This window comes from Rhizobium sp. P2_G9, assembly GCF_056403475.1.
The window spans coordinates 1-19140 of record NZ_JBFUFK010000004.1 but is presented as its reverse complement, the minus strand read 5'-3'; the positions used below and the strand labels follow the sequence as shown (position 1 = coordinate 19140).

Annotated in this window: 19 protein-coding genes and 1 pseudogene; 12 read left to right on the top strand and 8 right to left on the bottom strand. The window is 60.5% G+C overall.

Going from position 1 to position 19140, the window contains the following annotated elements; genetic code table 11:
* Positions 1 to 40: 40 nt before the first annotated feature.
* The gene (locus tag AC1DYF_RS04420; protein ID WP_477875469.1) at positions 41 to 505 is read left to right on the top strand and encodes a GNAT family N-acetyltransferase; all 465 of its coding nucleotides are present in this window, start codon (positions 41 to 43) and stop codon (positions 503 to 505) included.
* 20 nt (positions 506 to 525) lie between these two features.
* Here AC1DYF_RS04420 and AC1DYF_RS04415 read toward each other — a convergent pair whose 3' ends face one another.
* Complete coding sequence (locus AC1DYF_RS04415) at positions 526 to 1869, bottom strand: Nramp family divalent metal transporter (RefSeq protein WP_477875468.1); 1344 nt, start codon at positions 1867 to 1869, stop codon at positions 526 to 528.
* A gap of 206 nt (positions 1870 to 2075) precedes the next feature.
* Here AC1DYF_RS04415 and cls point away from each other — a divergent pair, with 206 nt between their 5' ends.
* The gene (gene cls, locus AC1DYF_RS04410; RefSeq protein ID WP_477875467.1) at positions 2076 to 3527 is read left to right on the top strand and encodes a cardiolipin synthase; all 1452 of its coding nucleotides are present in this window, start codon (positions 2076 to 2078) and stop codon (positions 3525 to 3527) included.
* Between the two features lie 65 nt (positions 3528 to 3592).
* Positions 3593 to 4351 carry an endonuclease/exonuclease/phosphatase family protein gene (locus AC1DYF_RS04405; RefSeq protein WP_477875466.1) on the top strand — a complete coding sequence of 253 codons (759 nt, stop codon included), beginning with the start codon at positions 3593 to 3595 and terminating at the stop codon, positions 4349 to 4351.
* 120 nt (positions 4352 to 4471) lie between these two features.
* Here AC1DYF_RS04405 and AC1DYF_RS04400 read toward each other — a convergent pair whose 3' ends face one another.
* Positions 4472 to 5125, bottom strand: a complete 654-nt coding sequence (locus AC1DYF_RS04400; protein ID WP_477875465.1) for a ChrR family anti-sigma-E factor — start codon at positions 5123 to 5125, stop codon at positions 4472 to 4474.
* A gap of 2 nt (positions 5126 to 5127) precedes the next feature.
* Positions 5128 to 5706 (bottom strand): sigma-70 family RNA polymerase sigma factor, encoded by a 579-nt coding sequence (locus AC1DYF_RS04395; RefSeq protein ID WP_477875464.1) that lies wholly within the window; start codon positions 5704 to 5706, stop codon positions 5128 to 5130.
* A gap of 299 nt (positions 5707 to 6005) precedes the next feature.
* Between AC1DYF_RS04395 and AC1DYF_RS04390 the strand changes: the two genes are divergently transcribed.
* The 5 genes from AC1DYF_RS04390 to AC1DYF_RS04370 are packed head-to-tail and all read left to right on the top strand — an operon-like array spanning position 6006 to position 9889.
* On the top strand, positions 6006 to 7415 hold the full coding sequence (locus AC1DYF_RS04390) for a circularly permuted type 2 ATP-grasp protein (RefSeq protein WP_477875463.1): 1410 nt from the start codon (positions 6006 to 6008) through the stop codon (positions 7413 to 7415).
* A 1-nt stretch (position 7416) separates the two neighbouring features.
* Positions 7417 to 8352: an alpha-E domain-containing protein gene (locus tag AC1DYF_RS04385; RefSeq protein ID WP_477875462.1), complete on the top strand. Its 936-nt coding sequence runs from the start codon at positions 7417 to 7419 to the stop codon at positions 8350 to 8352.
* Between the two features lie 8 nt (positions 8353 to 8360).
* Positions 8361 to 9158: a transglutaminase family protein gene (locus tag AC1DYF_RS04380; RefSeq protein ID WP_477875461.1), complete on the top strand. Its 798-nt coding sequence runs from the start codon at positions 8361 to 8363 to the stop codon at positions 9156 to 9158.
* A gap of 57 nt (positions 9159 to 9215) precedes the next feature.
* On the top strand, positions 9216 to 9467 hold the full coding sequence (locus AC1DYF_RS04375; RefSeq protein ID WP_477875460.1) for a type II toxin-antitoxin system prevent-host-death family antitoxin: 252 nt from the start codon (positions 9216 to 9218) through the stop codon (positions 9465 to 9467).
* Between the two features lie 5 nt (positions 9468 to 9472).
* Positions 9473 to 9889 carry a hypothetical protein gene (locus AC1DYF_RS04370; RefSeq protein ID WP_477875459.1) on the top strand — a complete coding sequence of 139 codons (417 nt, stop codon included), beginning with the start codon at positions 9473 to 9475 and terminating at the stop codon, positions 9887 to 9889.
* A 3-nt stretch (positions 9890 to 9892) separates the two neighbouring features.
* Here the strand turns inward: AC1DYF_RS04370 and AC1DYF_RS04365 are convergent, their stop codons facing one another.
* Together AC1DYF_RS04365 and AC1DYF_RS04360 are read right to left on the bottom strand one after the other, a co-directional pair.
* Positions 9893 to 11026 (bottom strand): 2OG-Fe(II) oxygenase, encoded by a 1134-nt coding sequence (locus AC1DYF_RS04365; RefSeq protein WP_477875458.1) that lies wholly within the window; start codon positions 11024 to 11026, stop codon positions 9893 to 9895.
* A 95-nt stretch (positions 11027 to 11121) separates the two neighbouring features.
* Positions 11122 to 13428: an NADP-dependent malic enzyme gene (locus tag AC1DYF_RS04360; protein WP_477875457.1), complete on the bottom strand. Its 2307-nt coding sequence runs from the start codon at positions 13426 to 13428 to the stop codon at positions 11122 to 11124.
* A 266-nt stretch (positions 13429 to 13694) separates the two neighbouring features.
* On the opposite strand from AC1DYF_RS04360, the pseudogene AC1DYF_RS04355 reads away from it, so the two are divergent.
* Positions 13695 to 13828 (top strand): annotated as a pseudogene (locus AC1DYF_RS04355) (gluconate 5-dehydrogenase); the annotation flags it as partial.
* Positions 13797 to 14345, top strand: coding sequence for a gluconokinase (locus AC1DYF_RS04350; protein WP_477875456.1), 549 nt, complete (start codon positions 13797 to 13799; stop codon positions 14343 to 14345). The pseudogene AC1DYF_RS04355 and the gene AC1DYF_RS04350, both read left to right, overlap by 32 nt.
* A gap of 62 nt (positions 14346 to 14407) precedes the next feature.
* Here the strand turns inward: AC1DYF_RS04350 and AC1DYF_RS04345 are convergent, their stop codons facing one another.
* Positions 14408 to 14908: a YciE/YciF ferroxidase family protein gene (locus tag AC1DYF_RS04345; protein WP_477875455.1), complete on the bottom strand. Its 501-nt coding sequence runs from the start codon at positions 14906 to 14908 to the stop codon at positions 14408 to 14410.
* 347 nt (positions 14909 to 15255) lie between these two features.
* Between AC1DYF_RS04345 and AC1DYF_RS04340 the strand changes: the two genes are divergently transcribed.
* Positions 15256 to 16272, top strand: a complete 1017-nt coding sequence (locus AC1DYF_RS04340) for a PRC-barrel domain-containing protein (RefSeq protein ID WP_477875454.1) — start codon at positions 15256 to 15258, stop codon at positions 16270 to 16272.
* A 145-nt stretch (positions 16273 to 16417) separates the two neighbouring features.
* Here the strand turns inward: AC1DYF_RS04340 and AC1DYF_RS04335 are convergent, their stop codons facing one another.
* Positions 16418 to 16906, bottom strand: coding sequence for a BON domain-containing protein (locus tag AC1DYF_RS04335; protein WP_477875453.1), 489 nt, complete (start codon positions 16904 to 16906; stop codon positions 16418 to 16420).
* A 26-nt stretch (positions 16907 to 16932) separates the two neighbouring features.
* Entirely contained in the window at positions 16933 to 17526 is a 594-nt protein-coding gene (locus AC1DYF_RS04330) for a hypothetical protein (protein WP_477875452.1), read from the bottom strand.
* A 237-nt stretch (positions 17527 to 17763) separates the two neighbouring features.
* Here AC1DYF_RS04330 and ligD point away from each other — a divergent pair.
* Positions 17764 to 19140: non-homologous end-joining DNA ligase (gene ligD, locus AC1DYF_RS04325; RefSeq protein ID WP_477875451.1), on the top strand; the 1377-nt coding region annotated here is incomplete at its 3' end.

The window sequence follows — 19140 nt, the reverse complement described above, 5'->3', positions numbered from 1 at the left end:
GAATGAGGCGACGAAGCCGGAGCGACGAAGAGTGCAACAGATGCATATCATCGACACCGAACCGCAAATCACTCGAGCCAGACCGGCAGACGCGGGTACGGTTCGGGAATTGACGCGGCTGGCCTATGCGAAATGGGTGCCGGTTATCGGCCGGGAGCCGATCCCGATGCTCGCCGACTATGACAGTGCCGTCCGGGAACATCTGATCGACCTTCTCATGGTCGGCGACGAATACGTGGCTCTCGTCGAAATGATCGAGAATGTCGATCACCTGATGATCGAAAACCTGGCGGTGGCGCCTGGCTTCCAGGGCAGAGGCTATGGCCGCCTGCTCGCCGGTCACGCCGAAGAATGCGCGACCGCCCTCGGCTATCGGGAAATTCGGCTCTATACCAACAAGGCATTCGCCGAAAACATCCAGCTGTATTCCCACCTCGGCTATACGATCGATCGGCAGGAAGCCTATAAAGGCGGCGTCATCGTCCACATGCACAAGATGCTTTAGGCGCTCCATGGACGGGATGCTTACGCACCCATCATCACGTCATAGAGCAGCTTGATGTTCAGCCCTGCGATGAACACCGCGATCACATAGGAAACCGCGGTCAACCAGCGCGGCGACACCAGTTCACCCATCTTCGCCTTGCTTGCGGTGAACATTACCAACGGGAACACGGCGAAGGAGAGCTGCAGGCTCAGCACCACCTGCGACAGGATGAGCAGCTTGCCGGTGCCGCTCTCGCCATACCAGATGGTGACGACCGCCGCAGGCACGATGGCGATGGCGCGGGTAATCAGCCGTCTTATCCAGGGCGCCAGCTTGAACTGCAGGAAACCTTCCATGACGATCTGGCCGGCAAGCGTCGCGGTCACAGTCGAATTGACGCCGCAGGCGAGCAGCGCAATGCCGAACAGCACCGGCGCCACGGCAAAACCGAGCAGCGGCGACAGCAGCGAATGCGCCTGGCCGAGTTCGGCCACATCCGTCCGCCCCGTCGTGTGGAAGGCAGCAGCAGCGAGGATGAGGATTGCGGCATTGATCACCAGCGCGAACGTCAGCGCTATGGTGGAGTCGATTGTCGCATAGGTGAGCGCGCTCTTCTTCTCCTCGGCCGTTTCGCCGAAATCACGCGTCAGCACGATGCCGGAATGGAGATAGAGATTGTGCGGCATGACAGTGGCGCCGAGGATACCCAGCGCCAGATAGAGCATCTCGGGATTCTTCAGGATCTCAGTCGTCGGTGCGAACCCGCGGATGACCTCGCCCCAGGCAGGATCGGCCATGGCAATCTGCACGCTAAAACAGACCGCAATGACACCCAGAAGCGTCATGACGAAGGCTTCGATCCAACGAAAACCAAGCTTCTGCAGGTAAAGAATCAGGAAGACATCGAGAGCGGTGATGATCACGCCGATTTCGAGCGGAATACCGAAAATCAGGTTGAGGCCGATCGCTGTACCGATCACCTCGGCAATGTCGGTGGCGATGATCGCCAGTTCCGCCATCGCCCAGAGCACATAGGACACGGGCTTCGGGAAGGCGTCGCGGCAGGCCTGTGCCAGATCGCGGCCCGAAGCGATGGCAAGCCGCGCCGTCAGCGACTGCAGGATGACCGCGATGATATTGGAAATCATCGCAACGGAAAGCAGCGTATAGCCGAACTTGGAGCCGCCGGCCAGCGAGGTCGCCCAGTTGCCCGGATCCATATAGCCGACCGCGACCATGTAGCCTGGACCCATGAAGGCGAGCATGCGGCGGAGCCGGGATTTTCCCTTCGCGACCACGATTGTGCGGTGAACGTCGGCGAGCGGCGCGTCGCCGCGATCCGTCCTCCATCCTTGCGCACTCCAGTTCGTATTCGCGTCCATCCGGTTTCCATTCTGCTATTGAGAATTATTCTCAATATAGCTGCGGAATATCAATTGACAAGTCTCCAATGTAACTTTCGTTGCGGTTTTGCGTTTTCATCGGTCGGTGATCAGACGGGGTCGCCCGCATCGGAGAATTGCGAGGTTGCAACTGACGCTGCCATGTCTCACCATTCCCGGAGATTTCCGAGTCGCCCGGGGCGCGTATGTTTGACGTCATCAGGCAATATTGGCCTTATATTTTCTTGCCGCTCTCCGTGGCCGTCGGTGCTGTCGCGGCATCGCATGCGGTGATGACCAAGGAAGACGTGCGCGCCGCGACCGGTTGGGTGGGCGTCATCGTCTTCTCGCCGCTGATCGGCGCATTCGTTTACATGGTCGCCGGCATCAACCGCATCCGCCACACCGCGCTCGCCACGCGCCGCGCCGGATGGCGCACGCTGGAAAAACAGTCGAGCAGGCACGCGCTCGACCGCGAAACCGTCGCTGCTGAATTCGGTCGTCATTTTCGCGCACTCAACGTGCTGGGCGATACCGTCGCCCGCTTTTTAATGACCACCGGCAACGCGGTGACGCTGCTCGAAACCGGCGACGAAGCCTATGCTGAGATTTGCGCCGCCATCGACGCCGCCAAAGAGAGCATCATCCTCGAAAGCTATATCTTCGATTCCGACGAACTGGGGCAGCGCGTCGCCGACCGTCTGCTAAGCGCCCGCGATCGGGGCGTGGCCGTGCGGGTGCTGATCGACGCTGTCGGCGCCCGCTATACCGTCCCCAGCATCGTGCGCTATTTTCGCGACCACGGTCTGAACGCCCGAACCTTCAACGGCAATGTCATCGTCGGGTTGAGACTGCCCTATGCCAATCTTCGCACACACCGCAAGATCATCGTCATCGATGGCACGATCGCCTTCACCGGCGGCATGAATATCCGCAAAGGCTTCGCCCGCGAATTCACCGGAGACCACACCGCCGTCGACACGCATTTCAAGGTGATCGGCCCGGCGGTTGCCGATCTCCACGCGGTGGCGGCCGAGGACTGGCATTTTGCCTCCGGCGAGCAGATCGAGCCGGCTGTCTGCCAGTTGCCGAAGGCCGACAAGCCTGAGCCGACCTATATCCGGGTCGTTTCCTCCGGCCCCGATGCCAGCCTGGAGACAAACCACAAGATGCTGATGGGTGCTTTTTCGGTTGCCCATCATTCCATCCGCATCATGTCGCCCTATTTCCTGCCGGACCGCGAACTGGTGAGCGCCATTGTGACAGCGGCGCAACGCGGCGTCCGCATCGACATCGTCGTGCCGCTCGAAAACAACCTTAGGCTCGTCGATTTCGCCATGACCGCCCAGTTCGACCAGGTGCTCAGGCACGGCTGCCATATCTGGCGGGTGGCCGGCACATTCAACCATTCCAAACTTTTGACCATCGATGGACAATGGTCCTATGTCGGCTCCAGCAATCTCGACCCGCGCTCGCTGCGACTGAATTTCGAAGTCGACCTCGAGATCCTCGACTGCAGCTTTGCCGCGGCGGTCGCAGAGCGCATAGATCATGCGATCGCCGCCAGCCGGGAGGTGACGTTGATCGATATCCACAAGCGGCCCTTTCCGCTCAGGCTGCTCGAAAAATTCATCTGGCTCGGCTCACCCTATTTGTGAACCGAAAGCCACGTCATAAGTTAGAGGAAAGAGGTGGCACCATGATCCTCACGGCGATCCGAAACATGCGTTCGCGGCCCTCGGCACCCAGCCAGATGCAGAAGGCGCACGGCGACCTGATCGTCGCCTCCTACAACATCCACAAATGCGTTGGCACCGACGGCAAGCGTGATCCGGACCGCATCGTCGAGGTGATCCGCGAGATCGGCCCTGACATTATCGCGCTGCAGGAGGTCGACACCCGCTTCGGTGAACGCAAGGGCCTGCTCAACCTTTCGCGGCTCGACCATGAGTGCGGCCTCGTGCCCGTACCGCTCTCCAAAACCTCGGCCGCCCATGGCTGGCATGGCAATATCGTCATGGTGCGCAAGGACATGGTCAGTGCCACGCATGAATTCCAACTGCCGGGGCTCGAGCCGCGCGGCGCGCTGCTCGCCGATATCGACCTCGACGGCGGCCCCGCGCTGCGTATCATCGCCGCCCATCTCGGCCTGTTGCGCAGATCCCGTCAGCAACAAGCCGAACGGCTGCTCGACATCATGAAGAAGCACACTGCACGGCCGACACTGCTGCTCGGCGATTTCAACGAATGGCGAATGGGAGAACAATCGCCGCTCAACTCCTTCCGCACCGCCTTCGGCGGCCTGCCGGCCGCCGTGGCCAGTTTCCCCTCCCGCCTGCCTTTCCTGGCACTGGACCGGATCATCGCTGACCGCGCCGGACTGATCGACAGCGTAGTCGTGCATGACTCGTCGCTGGCGCGGGTTGCGTCGGACCATTTGCCGATCAAGACGAAAGTATTGGGGACGGCAAGTGGCGGGTAATCGGAAGCGCGGATAGCGAATAGTTTTTTGGAGTTTGCAATAATCGCATGTCCACACGGTGGAGACCACCGACAACTAACTATTCGCTATCTAACTCAGACTGCCAGCGACCGAATTCGCTCAGAACCCAAACGCCCGCATCAATATCCGCGCAATCCAACCTTCCGGCACCAGATGACCCTCGATGGCGGTGACGCAGATGCATTCACCTTCGGGACCGACCATCGGCTGGTGGCTGGAGTCTCCATCCTCTTCCTGGATATCGCCAGGGCCATAGACGCCGCCTTCATCGCTGAAATGGCCTTTGAGAATCACGGTCAGTTCGCTGCCGTCATGTCCGTGCTGCGGCAGGCCTCTGTTCGGCCCGACACGCAGCAGAACGACCTTGTAGGCCTGATCCTCCGAGACATCGACAGTGGCAAACCGCACGCCAGGCGCCACCGTCCGCCATTTGCCGATCTTGCGTGTAGCCAAGGGCGCCGGCAGTTCGACGCCCATATCGAGGCCTGAATGGTCGCGCGGCACGAGGCGTTCTGACGCCGGCCCCGGCTCTTCCAGCCGCGCCAACATCCGCTCGAACAGGTCGGGAGTGACATCGGCCATACTCTCTGCATCGAGCAATGCGCCGCCGACGGCTTCTAGATSAGAGAGACGGTCAGCACTCTCTTCCGTCATCGCCAGGTGGGTAGCGACGACAAGCGCCGGCGCCGGGCTTAAGCGGCCGGTCGCGTAGTCCAGAAGCAGCGTGTCGCTTGCGAGATGGGTGATGGCCATGACTAACCGTCTTCCATCATCTGGCGCAGCCGCTGCAAAGCGAGCCTGACGCGCGATTTCACCGTGCCGAGCGGAATATTCAGCACCCGGGCGATTTCCACCTGCGGATTATCGGAAAAGTAGGAAAGCCGGATAACCGCTGCCTGCTCTTCGGGCAAGCGACCGAGCGCCGCACGCACCGCCGCCTCATTTTCGCGCACGATGATCTGTTGTTCGACAGACGGATCCGGATCGGGTTCATCGAGATCGCCTTCGACTGGAACAGCGACAACCTTGCCCGTGCGCCTGCGCCGATCGATACCGCAGTTGCGGGCAATGGTAAAAATCCAGGTCGACACACCGGCTCTCGCGGCATCGAAACTCTCCGCCTTGCGCCATAGATTGAGCATGGTCTCCTGAACGAGGTCCTCGCTCTCAGTATCGGAAAAGCCCTGTTTGAGCAGGAAAGATTTCAGTCGCGGGGCATAAAAGCGGAACAGCGATGCGAAAGCCTGCCGGTCGCGGAGTTCCGCAACTCGACGCAGGAGAAGCAGAAGCTCCTCTGGCAACAGTACGAGACTACGCTCCCCCGCGTTTACCATATAGGACGCCTGGGCGCTGCGAAATCCGGGACTGTGCGGCTGCCGCCTTTCTGGACCATTCATACCCCTTCTACGCCATGCCGTCCGGACTGGATCAGCATGACTGCCGCGCCACGATTATTTCACGATTTAGCATCCGATCAAATAGCATCGGCGCACATGCCTTGGAGTCAACGCTCTATTTCGCCCCATGGCAGTGAATCGACCTAAGCAAATTTCCTCTTATGCCATCGAGCATGCTTCTTGCATTGCAGCGAACATTGGTTTCAAATGTTTTCATAAAAATGGGGAACGGTGATTTGGCATTTGACGAAATGATCAACGTGGATGGCAGTCCGCGGGAGCCTTACAGGAAATATTACGAGTGGTTTAACGAACAGGAGCCCAGCTATCTCACGGGGAAGGCGCGGGACGCGGAGAATATTTTCCGCAAGACAGGCATCACCTTCGCCGTCTACGGCCACGAGGATGCAGCCGAAAAGATCATTCCCTTCGACCTCATCCCCCGCATCATTTCCGGTTCGGAATGGCGAAAACTCGCGCAGGGCATCGAACAGCGCGTGCTGGCGCTCAACGCCTTCCTCGAAGACATCTATCACAAGCAGGAAATCATCCGTGCCGGCCGCGTCCCCCGTGAACTGATCGAAAAGAATTCCGCCTTCCTGCCGCAGATGATCGGCATGAAGCCGCCCGGCGGCGTCTACACCCACATTATCGGCACCGATATCGTCCGCACCGGCGAAGACCAGTTCTACGTTCTGGAAGACAATGCCCGCACCCCGTCCGGCGTCTCCTACATGCTGGAAGACCGGGAGACGATGATGCAGATGTTTCCGGAACTCTTCCATCGCGTCCGTGTGCGGCCGGTCGAGGATTATCCGAAGCAGTTGCGCAAGAGCCTCGACCATCTCGCCCCGCCCGGCTGCAAGGGCAAGCCGCGCGTCGCCGTGCTGACCCCCGGCATCTTCAATTCGGCCTTCTATGAACACGCCTTCCTCGCTGATCAGATGGGCGCCGAGCTCGTCGAGGGCTCCGACCTGCGTGTGATGAACGGCAAGGTCTGCATGCGCACCACGCTCGGCTACGAGCCGATCGACGTGCTCTATCGCCGCGTCGATGACGATTTCCTTGATCCACTCACCTTCCGGCCGGATTCAGCACTTGGCATCGCCGGCATCATGGATGTCTACCGCGCCGGCAACATCACCATCGCCAACGCGCCCGGAACCGGTATTTCCGACGACAAGGCGATCTATTCCTATATGCCTGAGATCGTCGAATTCTATACCGGCCGCAAGGCGATCCTGGAAAACGTGCCGACTTGGCGCTGCTCGGAATCTGGCAGCCTCCGCTACGTGCTCGACAATCTGCCCGATCTTGTGGTCAAAGAGGTGCACGGCTCTGGCGGTTACGGCATGCTGGTCGGCCCGACCTCGACGAAGAAGGAGATCGCCGATTTCGCCGAAAAACTGAAGGCTAAGCCGGCCAACTACATCGCCCAGCCGACGCTGTCGCTGTCGACCGTGCCGATCATGGTCAAGAAGGGCATCGCGCCCCGGCATGTCGACCTGCGTCCCTATGTGCTGGTCTCCGACAAGGTGCATATCATTCCCGGCGGGTTGACCCGCGTGGCGCTGAAGGAGGGCTCGCTGGTGGTCAATTCCAGCCAGGGCGGCGGCACCAAGGACACCTGGGTGCTGGAGGACTGATATGCTCGGAAGAACAGCCCAAGGCCTATTCTGGATGTCGCGCTACCTGGAGCGCACCGAAAACACCGCGCGCCTGATCGATGCCGGCTTCCGCATGTCGCTGATCCGCTCGGTGGCGACCGACGAAGACTGGGACGGCGTGCTGCAGAGCGCCGGCGTCCGCGAACTCTATGGCGAGAGAGCCGTCACCAGCACGGAAGCACTCGATTTCCTGCTGCGCGACAAGTCCAACCCGTCCTCGATCATCAACTGCATGGAATATGGGCGCAACAATGCCCGGATGGTGCGCACGGCTCTGACCCGTGAGAGCTGGGAGACGATCAACGAAAGCTGGCTGGAAATCAGGCAATTGCTGGCCAAGCGCGTCACGCATGCGACCGTGGTGGATGTGATCGAGGCGATCAAGCGCCGCACAGCGCTGATGCGCGGCACCTTTTCCGGCACGCAGCTGCGCGACGAGCTTTATAATTTCGCCATGCTCGGCTCGTTCATGGAGCGCGCCGACAACACCGCCCGCATTCTCGACGTCAAATACTATGTGCTGCTACCGTCGCTCTTGCATGTCGGCGCCTCCATGGACAACTTCCACTGGCAGTCGATCCTGCGCTCGGTGTCGGCGCATCGTTCTTATTCCTGGGTCTATGACGGCGAATACAAACCGGCCAACATTGCCCATTTTCTCATCCTGAACCGGCGCATGCCACGTTCGCTGGCCTTCTGCTACGAAACCCTCAACAGCAATCTCGCTCATCTCGCCCGCGACTATGGCGGCCAGATCGCCGCGCATGACACGGCGGCGCGCACGCGCAACATGCTGCTGACGACCTCGATCGACGCGATCATGGAACGCGGCCTGCATGAATTCCTCGAGGATTTCATGCTGTTGAACGACAAGCTCGCCACCGAAATCACCGATGGCTACCGGTTCTACACGTGAGTTGACACATGCGTTTGAAAATCAGCCATATGACAGAATACAGCTACGAGGAACCGGTGGAGTTCGCGCTTCAACGCCTCAGGCTGACCCCCAAGGATTGGCCAGGGCAGAAGGTGTTGCAATGGCAGACGCTGGTCAACGGCGCCAGCCAGGAGGCGAGCTATGACGACCATTTCGGCAATCGCGTCGAACTGGTCAGCATTTCCGGCGGCGAAACCAGCATCCGCATCATGGCTTCGGGCGAGGTCGAGACCGAGGAGCGCAACGGCGTCTTCGGCCCCCATCTCGGCCATGTGCCGCTGTGGCTCTATCATCGCGAAACGCCGCTGACAAAGGCGGGCAAGCTCATCAAGGAACTGGCGAAATCCGTCGAAGGCGACGGCGAACTCGCCCGGATGCATGCGCTGATGAGCGCCATTCACGAAACGGTCGAATACCGCAAGGACGTCACGACACCGGAAACCACCGCCGAACAGGCGCTGGAGCAAAAGGTGGGCGTCTGCCAGGATCATGCCCATATTTTCGTCTCGGCAGCACGACAGCTCGGCCTCGCCGCCCGCTATGTCTCCGGCTACATGCTCGACGGCAATGAGATGGGCGCCGCAAGCCATGCCTGGGCGGAGGCGCATGTGCCGGGTCTCGGCTGGGTCGGCTTCGATCCGACCAATGAAATCTGCCCAGATGGCCGATATGTCCGCATTGCCTCAGGTCTCGACTACACCGACGCCTCACCCGTCTCCGGCATGCGGCTCGGCACGGCGCCGGAAATGATCCTGGTCAGCGTCAGCGTCGAACAGGAGCAGTAGGTCGATTGCAGGAAATCTGGGAATGCTGTATATTACAGCATTCCTGGAGTTTCCCTCATGCGCAAGCCCGTTTTCACCACCAGCGACCTGTCCCGCAAATCCGGCGACATCATCGCCGAAGCCATGCGCCATCCTGTCACCATCACGCAGCGCAACAAACCGCGCTTCGTGCTGCTGAATGTCGAGGACTACGAGCGGCTCAAGGAATATGCGGATCATCGGCAAGTGCTAACGCCGGAAACCATTGACGACGAATTGATGGCGAAGATCGAAGAGGCCGTCGAAGCCTATGCAAACAGTGAAGACTGACGCGGATGGCCTTCGAATCTCTGATCACTGGTGCCGTATTCCGCTATCCCTATCTCTGGAAACAGCAGGCAGATAGAGGAGAAACAGAGGGGCGGAAGGATCGGCCGGTGGCCGTTGCGCTTCGTATCGGCCGCATAGATGGCCTCGAAACGATCGTCATCATTCCGATCACGTCAAAGATGCCGGAAGCAGCACGCCATGCAGCCGAAATCCCGGAAATCGAAAAGCGCCGCGCCGGCCTCGATCCGGCGATGAGGCTGTGGCTCATGCTTGATGAAGCCAACACGGATGTGCTCGGCAAGTCCTATTATCTGGCGGACCAGGAACCGCTCGGCCAATTCAGCAAGCCTTATTTCCTGCCGATCGTCAGGGAATTCGCTCGGCATTTCCGGGCGATCATGAAAGTCGACCGCACCCGCTGAGCCCTATCCTGCCTTCTCCGCTGCATATTTGCCGACACCTTCCGCCAGAAACTTGTTGTTCTCCTCACGGATCTTCGCCGCAGCATCGTCATAGAGGAATGGCAGGAACGCATAGCGGCTGCCGCGCGTCACCCGCGACACCGAATGCAGGAGCGAGCAGGAGAACACCACGGCGCCGCCGGGCGGAGCCTTGTAGCGTTTCGGGCCATATTCGGGAAAGCCGACCTCGCCGCCGTCGAAATCGTCGTTGAGGTTGATCGACACGGCGAAGCGCCGATGCGCCGTGCCGCTTGTCGTGTTGTCGCGATGCGAATTGAAATGTCCGCCATCCTCGGCCGAATAGCAGCCGACCAGATAGCGCTCCATGCGGGTCACCCGGAACTGGTGCACTTTGAGGATTTCCGGCACGACGCGGCGCAGAACGCGCTGCTGCGTCTGCTTGATCAATCCTTCGTCGGAGAGATGGTAATCCTTGCGGCGCTTGTGGGAATAATCCTTGATGCCGACCGTCTTGCCATCCCTCTCACGCATGAAGCCGGATTCCTCGCCCCCATGCTCGTTATAGAGACCGATCAGATGCTCGCAGAATTCCGCCTCGAACACCTGCGGCAGGATCAGGATCGGCGCGCTGACCTCGAAACCGGCAAAGCGCACCGGCGGCGGCAGCCGGCTCATGAAATCGACGAGTTCGGCGATGTCGCCGCGATCCGGCCGGAACAGAATGGTGCGCATGACGCGGAGAGTAGGATCGAGCACGAACCAGGTACGGCGCACCTCGACCGCATTCTGCCCGCTGTCCGCTGAGGCACTGACAGTGCCATAGAGCTTGCCGATCTTGGCGTCGAAATCCCAGAAGAAGCGGTAGCCGGGATAGCTGTCGGCCACCCGTTTCTCCGCTTCGTCACCTTGATCGAGACTGATGCCAAAGAAACTGGCGAAGTCGTCGGTGAAGATATCCGGCCGCGCCCTGACCGCCTCGATGGCTGCCTGCGCATGCGGATCGGCGGCCGAAGCGAAATAGCAAAGCACGACATAGCGCCCGGCCGCGGTGTCGAAACTGTAATCCGGATTGGCGAATGACCGCTGCTTGAACCAGGGCGCCGGATCGCCGGCGCTCAGCAACTCAAATCCCGCCATGGTATGCCTCTCACCCGCATGTCCGGACGAGCCGACACCGGCTCGCCACCATCCGGTTGAATTAGAGCGGAAACATCCACTTTGTCCAGCCGCCGCTATGCCGCAGGCGTCGATGCCTCGACCACCGCCAGAGCAGCCATGTTGACGACGCCGCGCGATGTCACCGAGGGCGACAGGATATGTGCCGGCTGCGCCGCGCCGAGCAGGATCGGCCCGACATGCAAGGAATCCGTCATCGTCCGAACCAAGCCCATCGAAATGTTGGCGGCATCGATATTCGGGAAGACCAGCAGATTGGCTTCGCCGTTCAGCGTCGAATTCGGCATGACATGCATGCGCAACTGTTCGGAAATTGCCGATTCTCCGTGCATTTCACCGTCGGCCTGAAGATCCGGCGCCATCTCCCTCACCAGCGCGATCGCCTTGCGCATTTTCTGCGCGCTTTCGGAATCGCGGCTGCCGAAATTGGAATGCGACAAGAGGGCGACACGCGGCGTTATGCCAAAGCGACGAATCGCCTGCGCCGCCTCGATCGTCATCTCGGCGATCTCCTCGGCGGTCGGCGTGATCTTCACATAAGTATCGACGAAGAAGGTCGCGCCGCGCTGCGAGATCACCAGGCTGAGGCCATAGAGGTCGAGCACGTCCTTGCGCTTGCCGATGATTTGCGAGACATCGCGCAAGTGCCGAGCATAGCGGCCTTCGACGCCGCAGATCAGCGCATCCGCATCACCGCGCCGCAGCGCCAAAGCCGCGATAACCGTGGTGTTGGTACGCACGATGGTGCGCGCTGCTTCGGGAATCACGCCCTTGCGGCCGACCAGTGCGAAATATTCGTCGACATAGCCTTTGTAGCGCGGGTCATCCTGCGGATTGATCAATTCGAAATCGACGCCTGGCCGGATGCGGAGGCCATAACGCTTCAGCCGCGTTTCGATAATCGACGGCCGGCCGATCAGGATCGGCTTGGCGATCTCTTCTTCGAGCAGCACCTGGGCGGCGCGCAGCACGCGCTCGTCCTCGCCTTCGCCGAAAATCACCCGCTTCTTGTGGGCGATCTTGGCAGCGGTGAAAATCGGCTTCATGATGAAGCCGGAGCGGAAGACGAAGCGGTTGAGCTGGTCGAGATAGGCATCGAAATCCTGGATCGGCCTTGTGGCGACCCCGGTCTCCGCCGCCGCGCGCGCCACCGCCGGCGCGATCCGGAGGATAAGGCGCTGGTCGAAGGGCGACGGGATGAGGTAATCAGGCCCGAAGATCGGCGTTTCACCACCGATCGCCTTGGCCGCCACTTCATTAACTTCCTCGCGCGCCAGCCCGGCAATCGCCCTCACCGCCGCCATCTTCATCGCTTCGTTGATCGTCCGGGCGCCGCAATCGAGCGCGCCGCGGAAGATATAGGGGAAGCACAGCACATTGTTGACCTGGTTGGGGAAGTCCGAGCGGCCGGTGCAGATCATCGCGTCCGGGCGGACGGCCCGCGCCGCTTCCGGCATGATCTCCGGATTGGGGTTGGCAAGCGCCATAATCAGCGGCTTGTCGGCCATGGCCTTCAACAGTTCCGGCTTCAGCACGCCGGCAGCGGAAAGGCCGAGGAAGACGTCGGCACCGCCGATCGAATCGGCCAGCACGCGCTTGTCGCTTTCCTGGGCATAGACGTCCTTCCAGGGGTCCATCAGCACGGGCCGCCCCTTGTAGACCAGGCCCTCCAGGTCGTGCACCCAGATGTTCTCGCGCTTCGCACCGAGCACGACGAGCAGGTTGAGGCAGGCAAGTGCCGCCGCCCCTGCCCCGGAGGCGACGATCTTGACCTCGGATAGCTCTTTGCCGGCAAGGTCGAGACCATTCAGAATCGCCGCGGCGACGATGATTGCCGTACCATGCTGGTCGTCATGGAAGACCGGGATATTCATCTTCTCGCGCAGCTGGCGCTCGACCTCGAAACATTCCGGCGCCTTGATGTCTTCGAGATTGATACCGCCAAAGGTCGGCTCCAGCGCCGACACGACCTTGACCATGTCGTCGATCCCGGGCGCATCGATCTCGATGTCGAACACGTCGACATTGGCGAATTTCTTGAACAGCACCGCCTTGCCTTCCATCACCGGCTTGGAGGCGAGCGGGCCGATATTGCCGAGACCGAGTACGGCTGTACCGTTGGAGACGACGGCGACGAGATTGGCGCGCGACGTATAGTCGGCGGCGCGCTCGGGCGCATCCTTGATTGCGAGACAGGGTGCGGCGACGCCGGGCGAATAGGCAAGCGCCAGATCCCGCTGGTTGCCCAGAGGCTTGGTTGCGGAGATTTCCAGCTTGCCCGGCCGCGGATAGCGGTGGAAAAACAGCGCCTGTTCGTCGAGGTCGCCGCTATGCGGCGCATTCTTGCCCGTATCGTCACTCATGGCTTCACATTCCTTCCTGAAGCCTGGAAGCTTTACCGGATTCGCATGCCAAATCCAGTTTCGCGCCGGAACAAAGTCTTGAGTTGGCCGAGGAAAGTGACGCAGATCGGAATATCCCCGTCGTCAAATGACAAAGCGCACGGTTTAGCTCTCCGCTGAATTGATGGTAGCGCTATCATCGGCGCTTGACTCCAGCCCGATAAGCTTACATGCCGGAGCAAAACAATCTTGGGAGACACCTGGGCATGTGTCCGCTTTTCGATCACAAGCGCAACCCGGCAAGCTCCTGGGGCAACGTGTCGAACTGACAGGCGCTGCGATCTTGCAGGCGAGCGCCGCCTCTTCCTTTGTGAATGGACACATGCCCTATGTCGACGGCGGTATCAGCACATCCTTTTGAGCCAACGGCCTTCGTGGTCATGGGTGTTTCCGGCAGCGGCAAGACCATGGTCGGCGAAGCGATAGCCCGTGATCTTGGCCTGCCCTTCCTGGAAGGCGATAGCCTGCATCCGAAAGCCAATATAGACAAGATGTCGAAGGGCATTCCGCTGACCGACGACGATCGTTTTCCGTGGCTGGACAAGATTGGCGCCGAAGTTGCGGCAAAGCTCGCGGCAGGCGGCGGAATTGTCGTGTCCTGCTCGGCGCTGAAGAGGATTTACCGCGACCGCCTGCGCGCCGCCGCTACGGGCAGGCTTATTTTCATTTTCCTAAGGGGTTCGGAAGCAGTGCTTGCGCCGCGCATGGCCGCGAGAAAGGGCCATTTCATGCCGGCCTCGTTGCTCAAAAGCCAGCTTGCGACCCTCGAAGATCCGTCCGGCGAACCGGGCGTGCTCACCATCGAGATTTCCGGCACCACCGACGAGGTTACGACTGAAACGATCCGAAAGGCGCGAGCCACGATGCGCGTGTCGTAGAGAACATCATATACGATGAGGCCGGCAGCATCGCCGCCGGCCTCCCCACTGGGTGCGCCGGCTCAGGCGACCTTCTTCTGTGCTGCAAGATTGACCGCCGACTCCGCGAGTTGCGTCAGGGCCTCGTCAGTCTGGCTTTCCTCCGCAAGCGTCGCTTCGAGGAGCTTGGCCGCATCCTTGTGGCCAAGCTCGTTCGCCCAAGTCCGCAGCGTGCCGTAACGGGTGATCTCATAGTGCTCGACCGCTTGTGCCGAGGAGATCAGACCCGCATCAAGCGTGACTGTACCCTTGAATTCCTCAATGATCTCCTCGCCTTCGGCCAGGATGCCCTGGATCGCCTCACAAGTCTTGCCCTGCGCGCGCTTGCCAATCGATTCGAATACCTGCTGCAGGCGTTCAATATGAACTTCCGTCTGTTCCTTGTGCTTTTCGAATGCCGCCTTGAGCTTCGCATTACTGGCAGCACGCGCCATCTTCGGCAGCGCCTTCACGATCTGGCGTTCGGCATAATAAATGTCCTTGAGCGTGTCATAGAACAGGTCTTCAAGCATTTTCTGAGCCATTGAACTCTCCCGTGGTTGAGATGAAGAAGCGCCGGTCCGGCCAAGGGACAGGCGGTCGCGATGCAGCCGACAGAAGAGAGCGAAAGTCACGACAAACTATCCCGCCCCCATATCGTCTGATCTGACCGTTCAACGGGAACGATCGGCGAAGGTTCCTGACCATCGGTGCTTTTCCTAAATCCAGGCGCGAAATCGTTTTGGGGAACCCGTGATCCGAGCCGGAACCTTTTGCGATGCGGACAGTTGCAAAGGTACGGCGGGCCGAAACACACCCCGCCCTTTTTCAACGAGCGTCGCACACGACAGATCGAAAACGTATTGTTTTCAACAACGTAAGGAGAACCCCAATGAAAAGCTTCCTGGCAACCACGGCGATCGTATTGCTGATGGGCGGTTCGGCCTATGCCGCCTCCGCCAAGCTGGACGCCTATCAGGCGCAGGCCACCGACATCGACGCCTCCAAGTTCATCGGCCAGACCGTCTATGCGAGCAAGACCGACGTCCAGCCCGACCAGAAAGTGGCCGGCGCGAGTAAGGACTGGGACAATATCGGCGACATCAATGAGGTCGTGTTCGATCGCAATGGCTCAGTGAAGGCCGTCGTCATCGGCGTCGGCGGCTTCCTCGGCATGGGCGAAAAAAATGTTGCGGTGTCATTGAACGACATTAAATTCGTCCGCAACGGCAACGGCGCCAACGACTTCTTCCTGGTGGTCAACTCAACCAAGGAAGCGCTGAACGCGGCGCCGGCCTTCAAGACCCCGGACGAGGTTCGCGAAGCCAGCAACACGCCGCCCGCCACCGACACCACGACGACGGCAGCCAATACGGGCCTGACCACGCCGGCCGACACCACCGCGTCGAACACCGCGACGACGAACGACATGTCGAAGCCGAAGATGACCAATGACACGGCTGCCGACACGACAATGAAGCCGGCGGACAATAGTGCGACCAACACCGACACGACCACAACGGCGTCGACGACCAACAACGACACCAGCGTGCAGTCGACCATGAACGAGAACCGCACGCGCCTGACGCCGCCGACGGTCACCCGCGAAGGCTATCAGACCGCCAAGGCCGACGAATTGACGGCCGACAAGCTCGAAGGCGCCACCGTCTATGGCCCCAAGGACGAGAATATCGGCAAGATCAACCGGCTGGTGATGAACGACAACGGCAAGGGCGTCAAATTCTTCGTCCTCGACGTCGGCGGCTTCCTCGGCATCGGCGCCCACACGATCGCGGTAACCCCAGAGGAACTCAACATCGTCCGCAATGCCAAGGGCGACGACGTTCGCATCTATATCGACTCCAACAAGCAGGCACTGAAGGCCCAGCCCGAATACAAGGTGCAGTGAGGCGCTCCCCCGCCCACTGTACAGAGAAGGGGSCGCCCGACCTGGCGGCCCCTTCTTTGCATCGTTCGGGCAGATGGGAAGTGAAAAGGCCACCGGCATTGCTGCAGTGGCCTTTCTTCATGCGAGGTTTGCAGCTCAGTCGAAGCTACTCGTCTGCATCTGTCGGAATGTGGCTATCGACCCCGATCAGTTCCAAGCGGTTGACAGCGCGCTTGACGCCGGCGGTGCGGAGCACCACCTGGTTGATCAGCTGCCGCTCATGCTCCGTCTCGACCTCACCCTCGATGGTAACAACACCATCTGCAACGCTGAGCTCGATCTGGTTATCGTCCCAGCGGCCGCTGTCGGAAAGCTTGGTGGYGATTTCCTCCTCGATGGCGTCATCATCGATCGTGCCACCCTCTTCTTCTGGAAACGGCGAAGGGCCGCCCTGGCTCTGGATGGCCGTGTCGCGGGCGACTTCCACATTGTCCGGGTCGAGTTCATCGGACTGGTCGCCATAGGCGGCATTGCGCTTCTTGCGGATCGGGGCGCCATCGGCATAGGGCCAGCCTTCATCGATATCGCGCGCTTCATAATCGCGGAAATCCTCTTCGCGGCCCTGGTCAGTCGTCGGTTTGGTGGGTGCGGGCATTCCGATCTCCTCTCGGTTTATGCTGATCAGGCAGAAAGCCTGGCGCTGTTGTTGCCGTCTTTGGCGAGCGGTGGGAAAGGCTGCGCGTGATCGTCGAAGCGGATCCAGCCCTCAGCTCTCAATTCGTCGCGGCGGGCGGCGATATCGACGCGATGCCGGATCATGATCGACTCGGCGGCGGAGACGACTTTGTCCTCGACATGGGCAATCACCACCGATCCGCCGCGCCTCAGGCTTTCAGCATAGACTTGTGCATCCGGATCGTCGATGCCTTGTTGCTGCAGGACGCCAATCAGGCTGCCGGCCGCGCCGCCGAGCACCGCGCCGGTCGCGGAGCCAGCAAGGGTCGCGAGCAGCCAGCCGGCAGAAACCACGGGGCCGATGCCCGGCAACGTTACGACGCCCAGCCCGATCATCAGCCCGCCAAGCGCACCGACCACGGCGCCCAACCCCGCACCCTTTTCGGCATCGGCTTCCGGCATGGACCCTTCGGCATACCATCCATCGGTATTGTTGGCGACGAGACTGATATCGTGCGGCGGAATGCGTCGCTCACGTAGTTCCTGCACAACGGCGATGGCTTCAGCGTGGTCATCGAACAGGCCGATTATGGTTTTCATGGATATCTCCTGTACATCGTGCCTCATCTGCGACATCCAGACTTCCCGATAGCCATCCCTCGTCCTCGGCACAGCTATCTCTTGGATATAGGATCGCGCAAAATCACGCTTGATCCGGATCAAGATTGAAACGCCCTCGGCATTGCAGAGTTCCTGCGGGCGCGGAACATCCGGGGGACAACCATCGTTTTGAAACAGAATCCAGTTTGAAGCTTCGATGTGAAAGGCAGGTCGACCATGGGGCTCGAGACCTATAACGCCAAGCGCAATTTCGAGCGCACCGCCGAGCCGAAAGGCGCACTCGCCGAGACCGAGGGCCACAGCTTCGTCATCCAGAAACATGCCGCCACCCGGCTGCATTATGATTTCCGGCTTGAAATGGACGGCGTGCTGAAGAGTTGGGCGGTGACGCGCGGCCCGAGCTTCGTGCCTGGCGAGAAGCGGCTTGCCGTGCATGTCGAAGACCATCCGCTCGACTACGGCGGTTTCGAGGGCAATATTCCCAAGGGCGAATATGGCGGCGGCTCGGTGATCGTCTGGGATCGCGGCAGATGGCAGCCGGTCGGGGATCCGCACAAGGCCTACAAGAAGGGCCATATGGAATTCGAGCTCGACGGCGAGAAGCTGCACGGCCGCTGGCACCTGATCCGCATGGCGCACCGCACCGGCGAGAAACATGACAACTGGCTGCTGATCAAGGGCGATGACGACTATGCCCGTACCGAGGATGAGCCTGACATCCTGGAAGAGGAGCCAGACTCGGCCCTGACGGGCCGCGCCATTGAGGAACTCGAAGGCGAGGCGCCGGGCTGGTCTTCGAAGACCGGCCGGATCGACAAACAAGCGAAACCGGACGGCAAGAGAGCTGTCACCCTCAAGCAAACCGCACCGACGGATAACCTGCGGCCTGTCGACGATCCCGCCAAGATCAGGAAGGCCAGGAAGGGCGACCTGCCGGATTTCATCGAGCCGGAGCTCGCCACGCTGGTGCCGAAGCCGCCCACGGGAAAACGCTGGCTGCACGAAGTGAAATTCGACGGCTACCGGCTGCAGGTCCGCATCGAGGCCGGCCGGGTCAAACTTTTCACCCGCAGCGGGTTGGACTGGACCAAGAAATTCGGCAAGGACCTGATCGCCGGCTTTGCCGGACTTCCGCTCAGCGCCGCGCTGATCGATGGTGAACTGGTGGTCGAAAACAGCGCCGGCAGCTCGGATTTCTCCGCGCTGCAGCAGGCACTGAGCGAAAACAAAACGGGCAAATTCAAATTCTACGCCTTCGACCTCCTGCATCTCGACGGCGCCGACTTGACCGCAACACCGTTGGTCGACCGAAAAGCCGCGCTGCAAACGCTATTGGCCGGGCAGGATGTCATCCGCTACAGCGATCATTTCGGCGAGGAAGGCGATGTCGTGCTGCAGCATGCCTGCCGGCTCAGCCTGGAAGGTATCGTCTCCAAGCTGCGCGACGCACCCTACCGCCCCGGTCGCGGCCGCGACTGGCTGAAATCGAAATGCTCCTTGCGGCAGGAATTCGTCATCGCCGGCTATGTGCCGTCGACCGCCAGCCGCAACGCCATCGGGTCATTGGTGCCAACGCCATCGGGTCATTGGTGC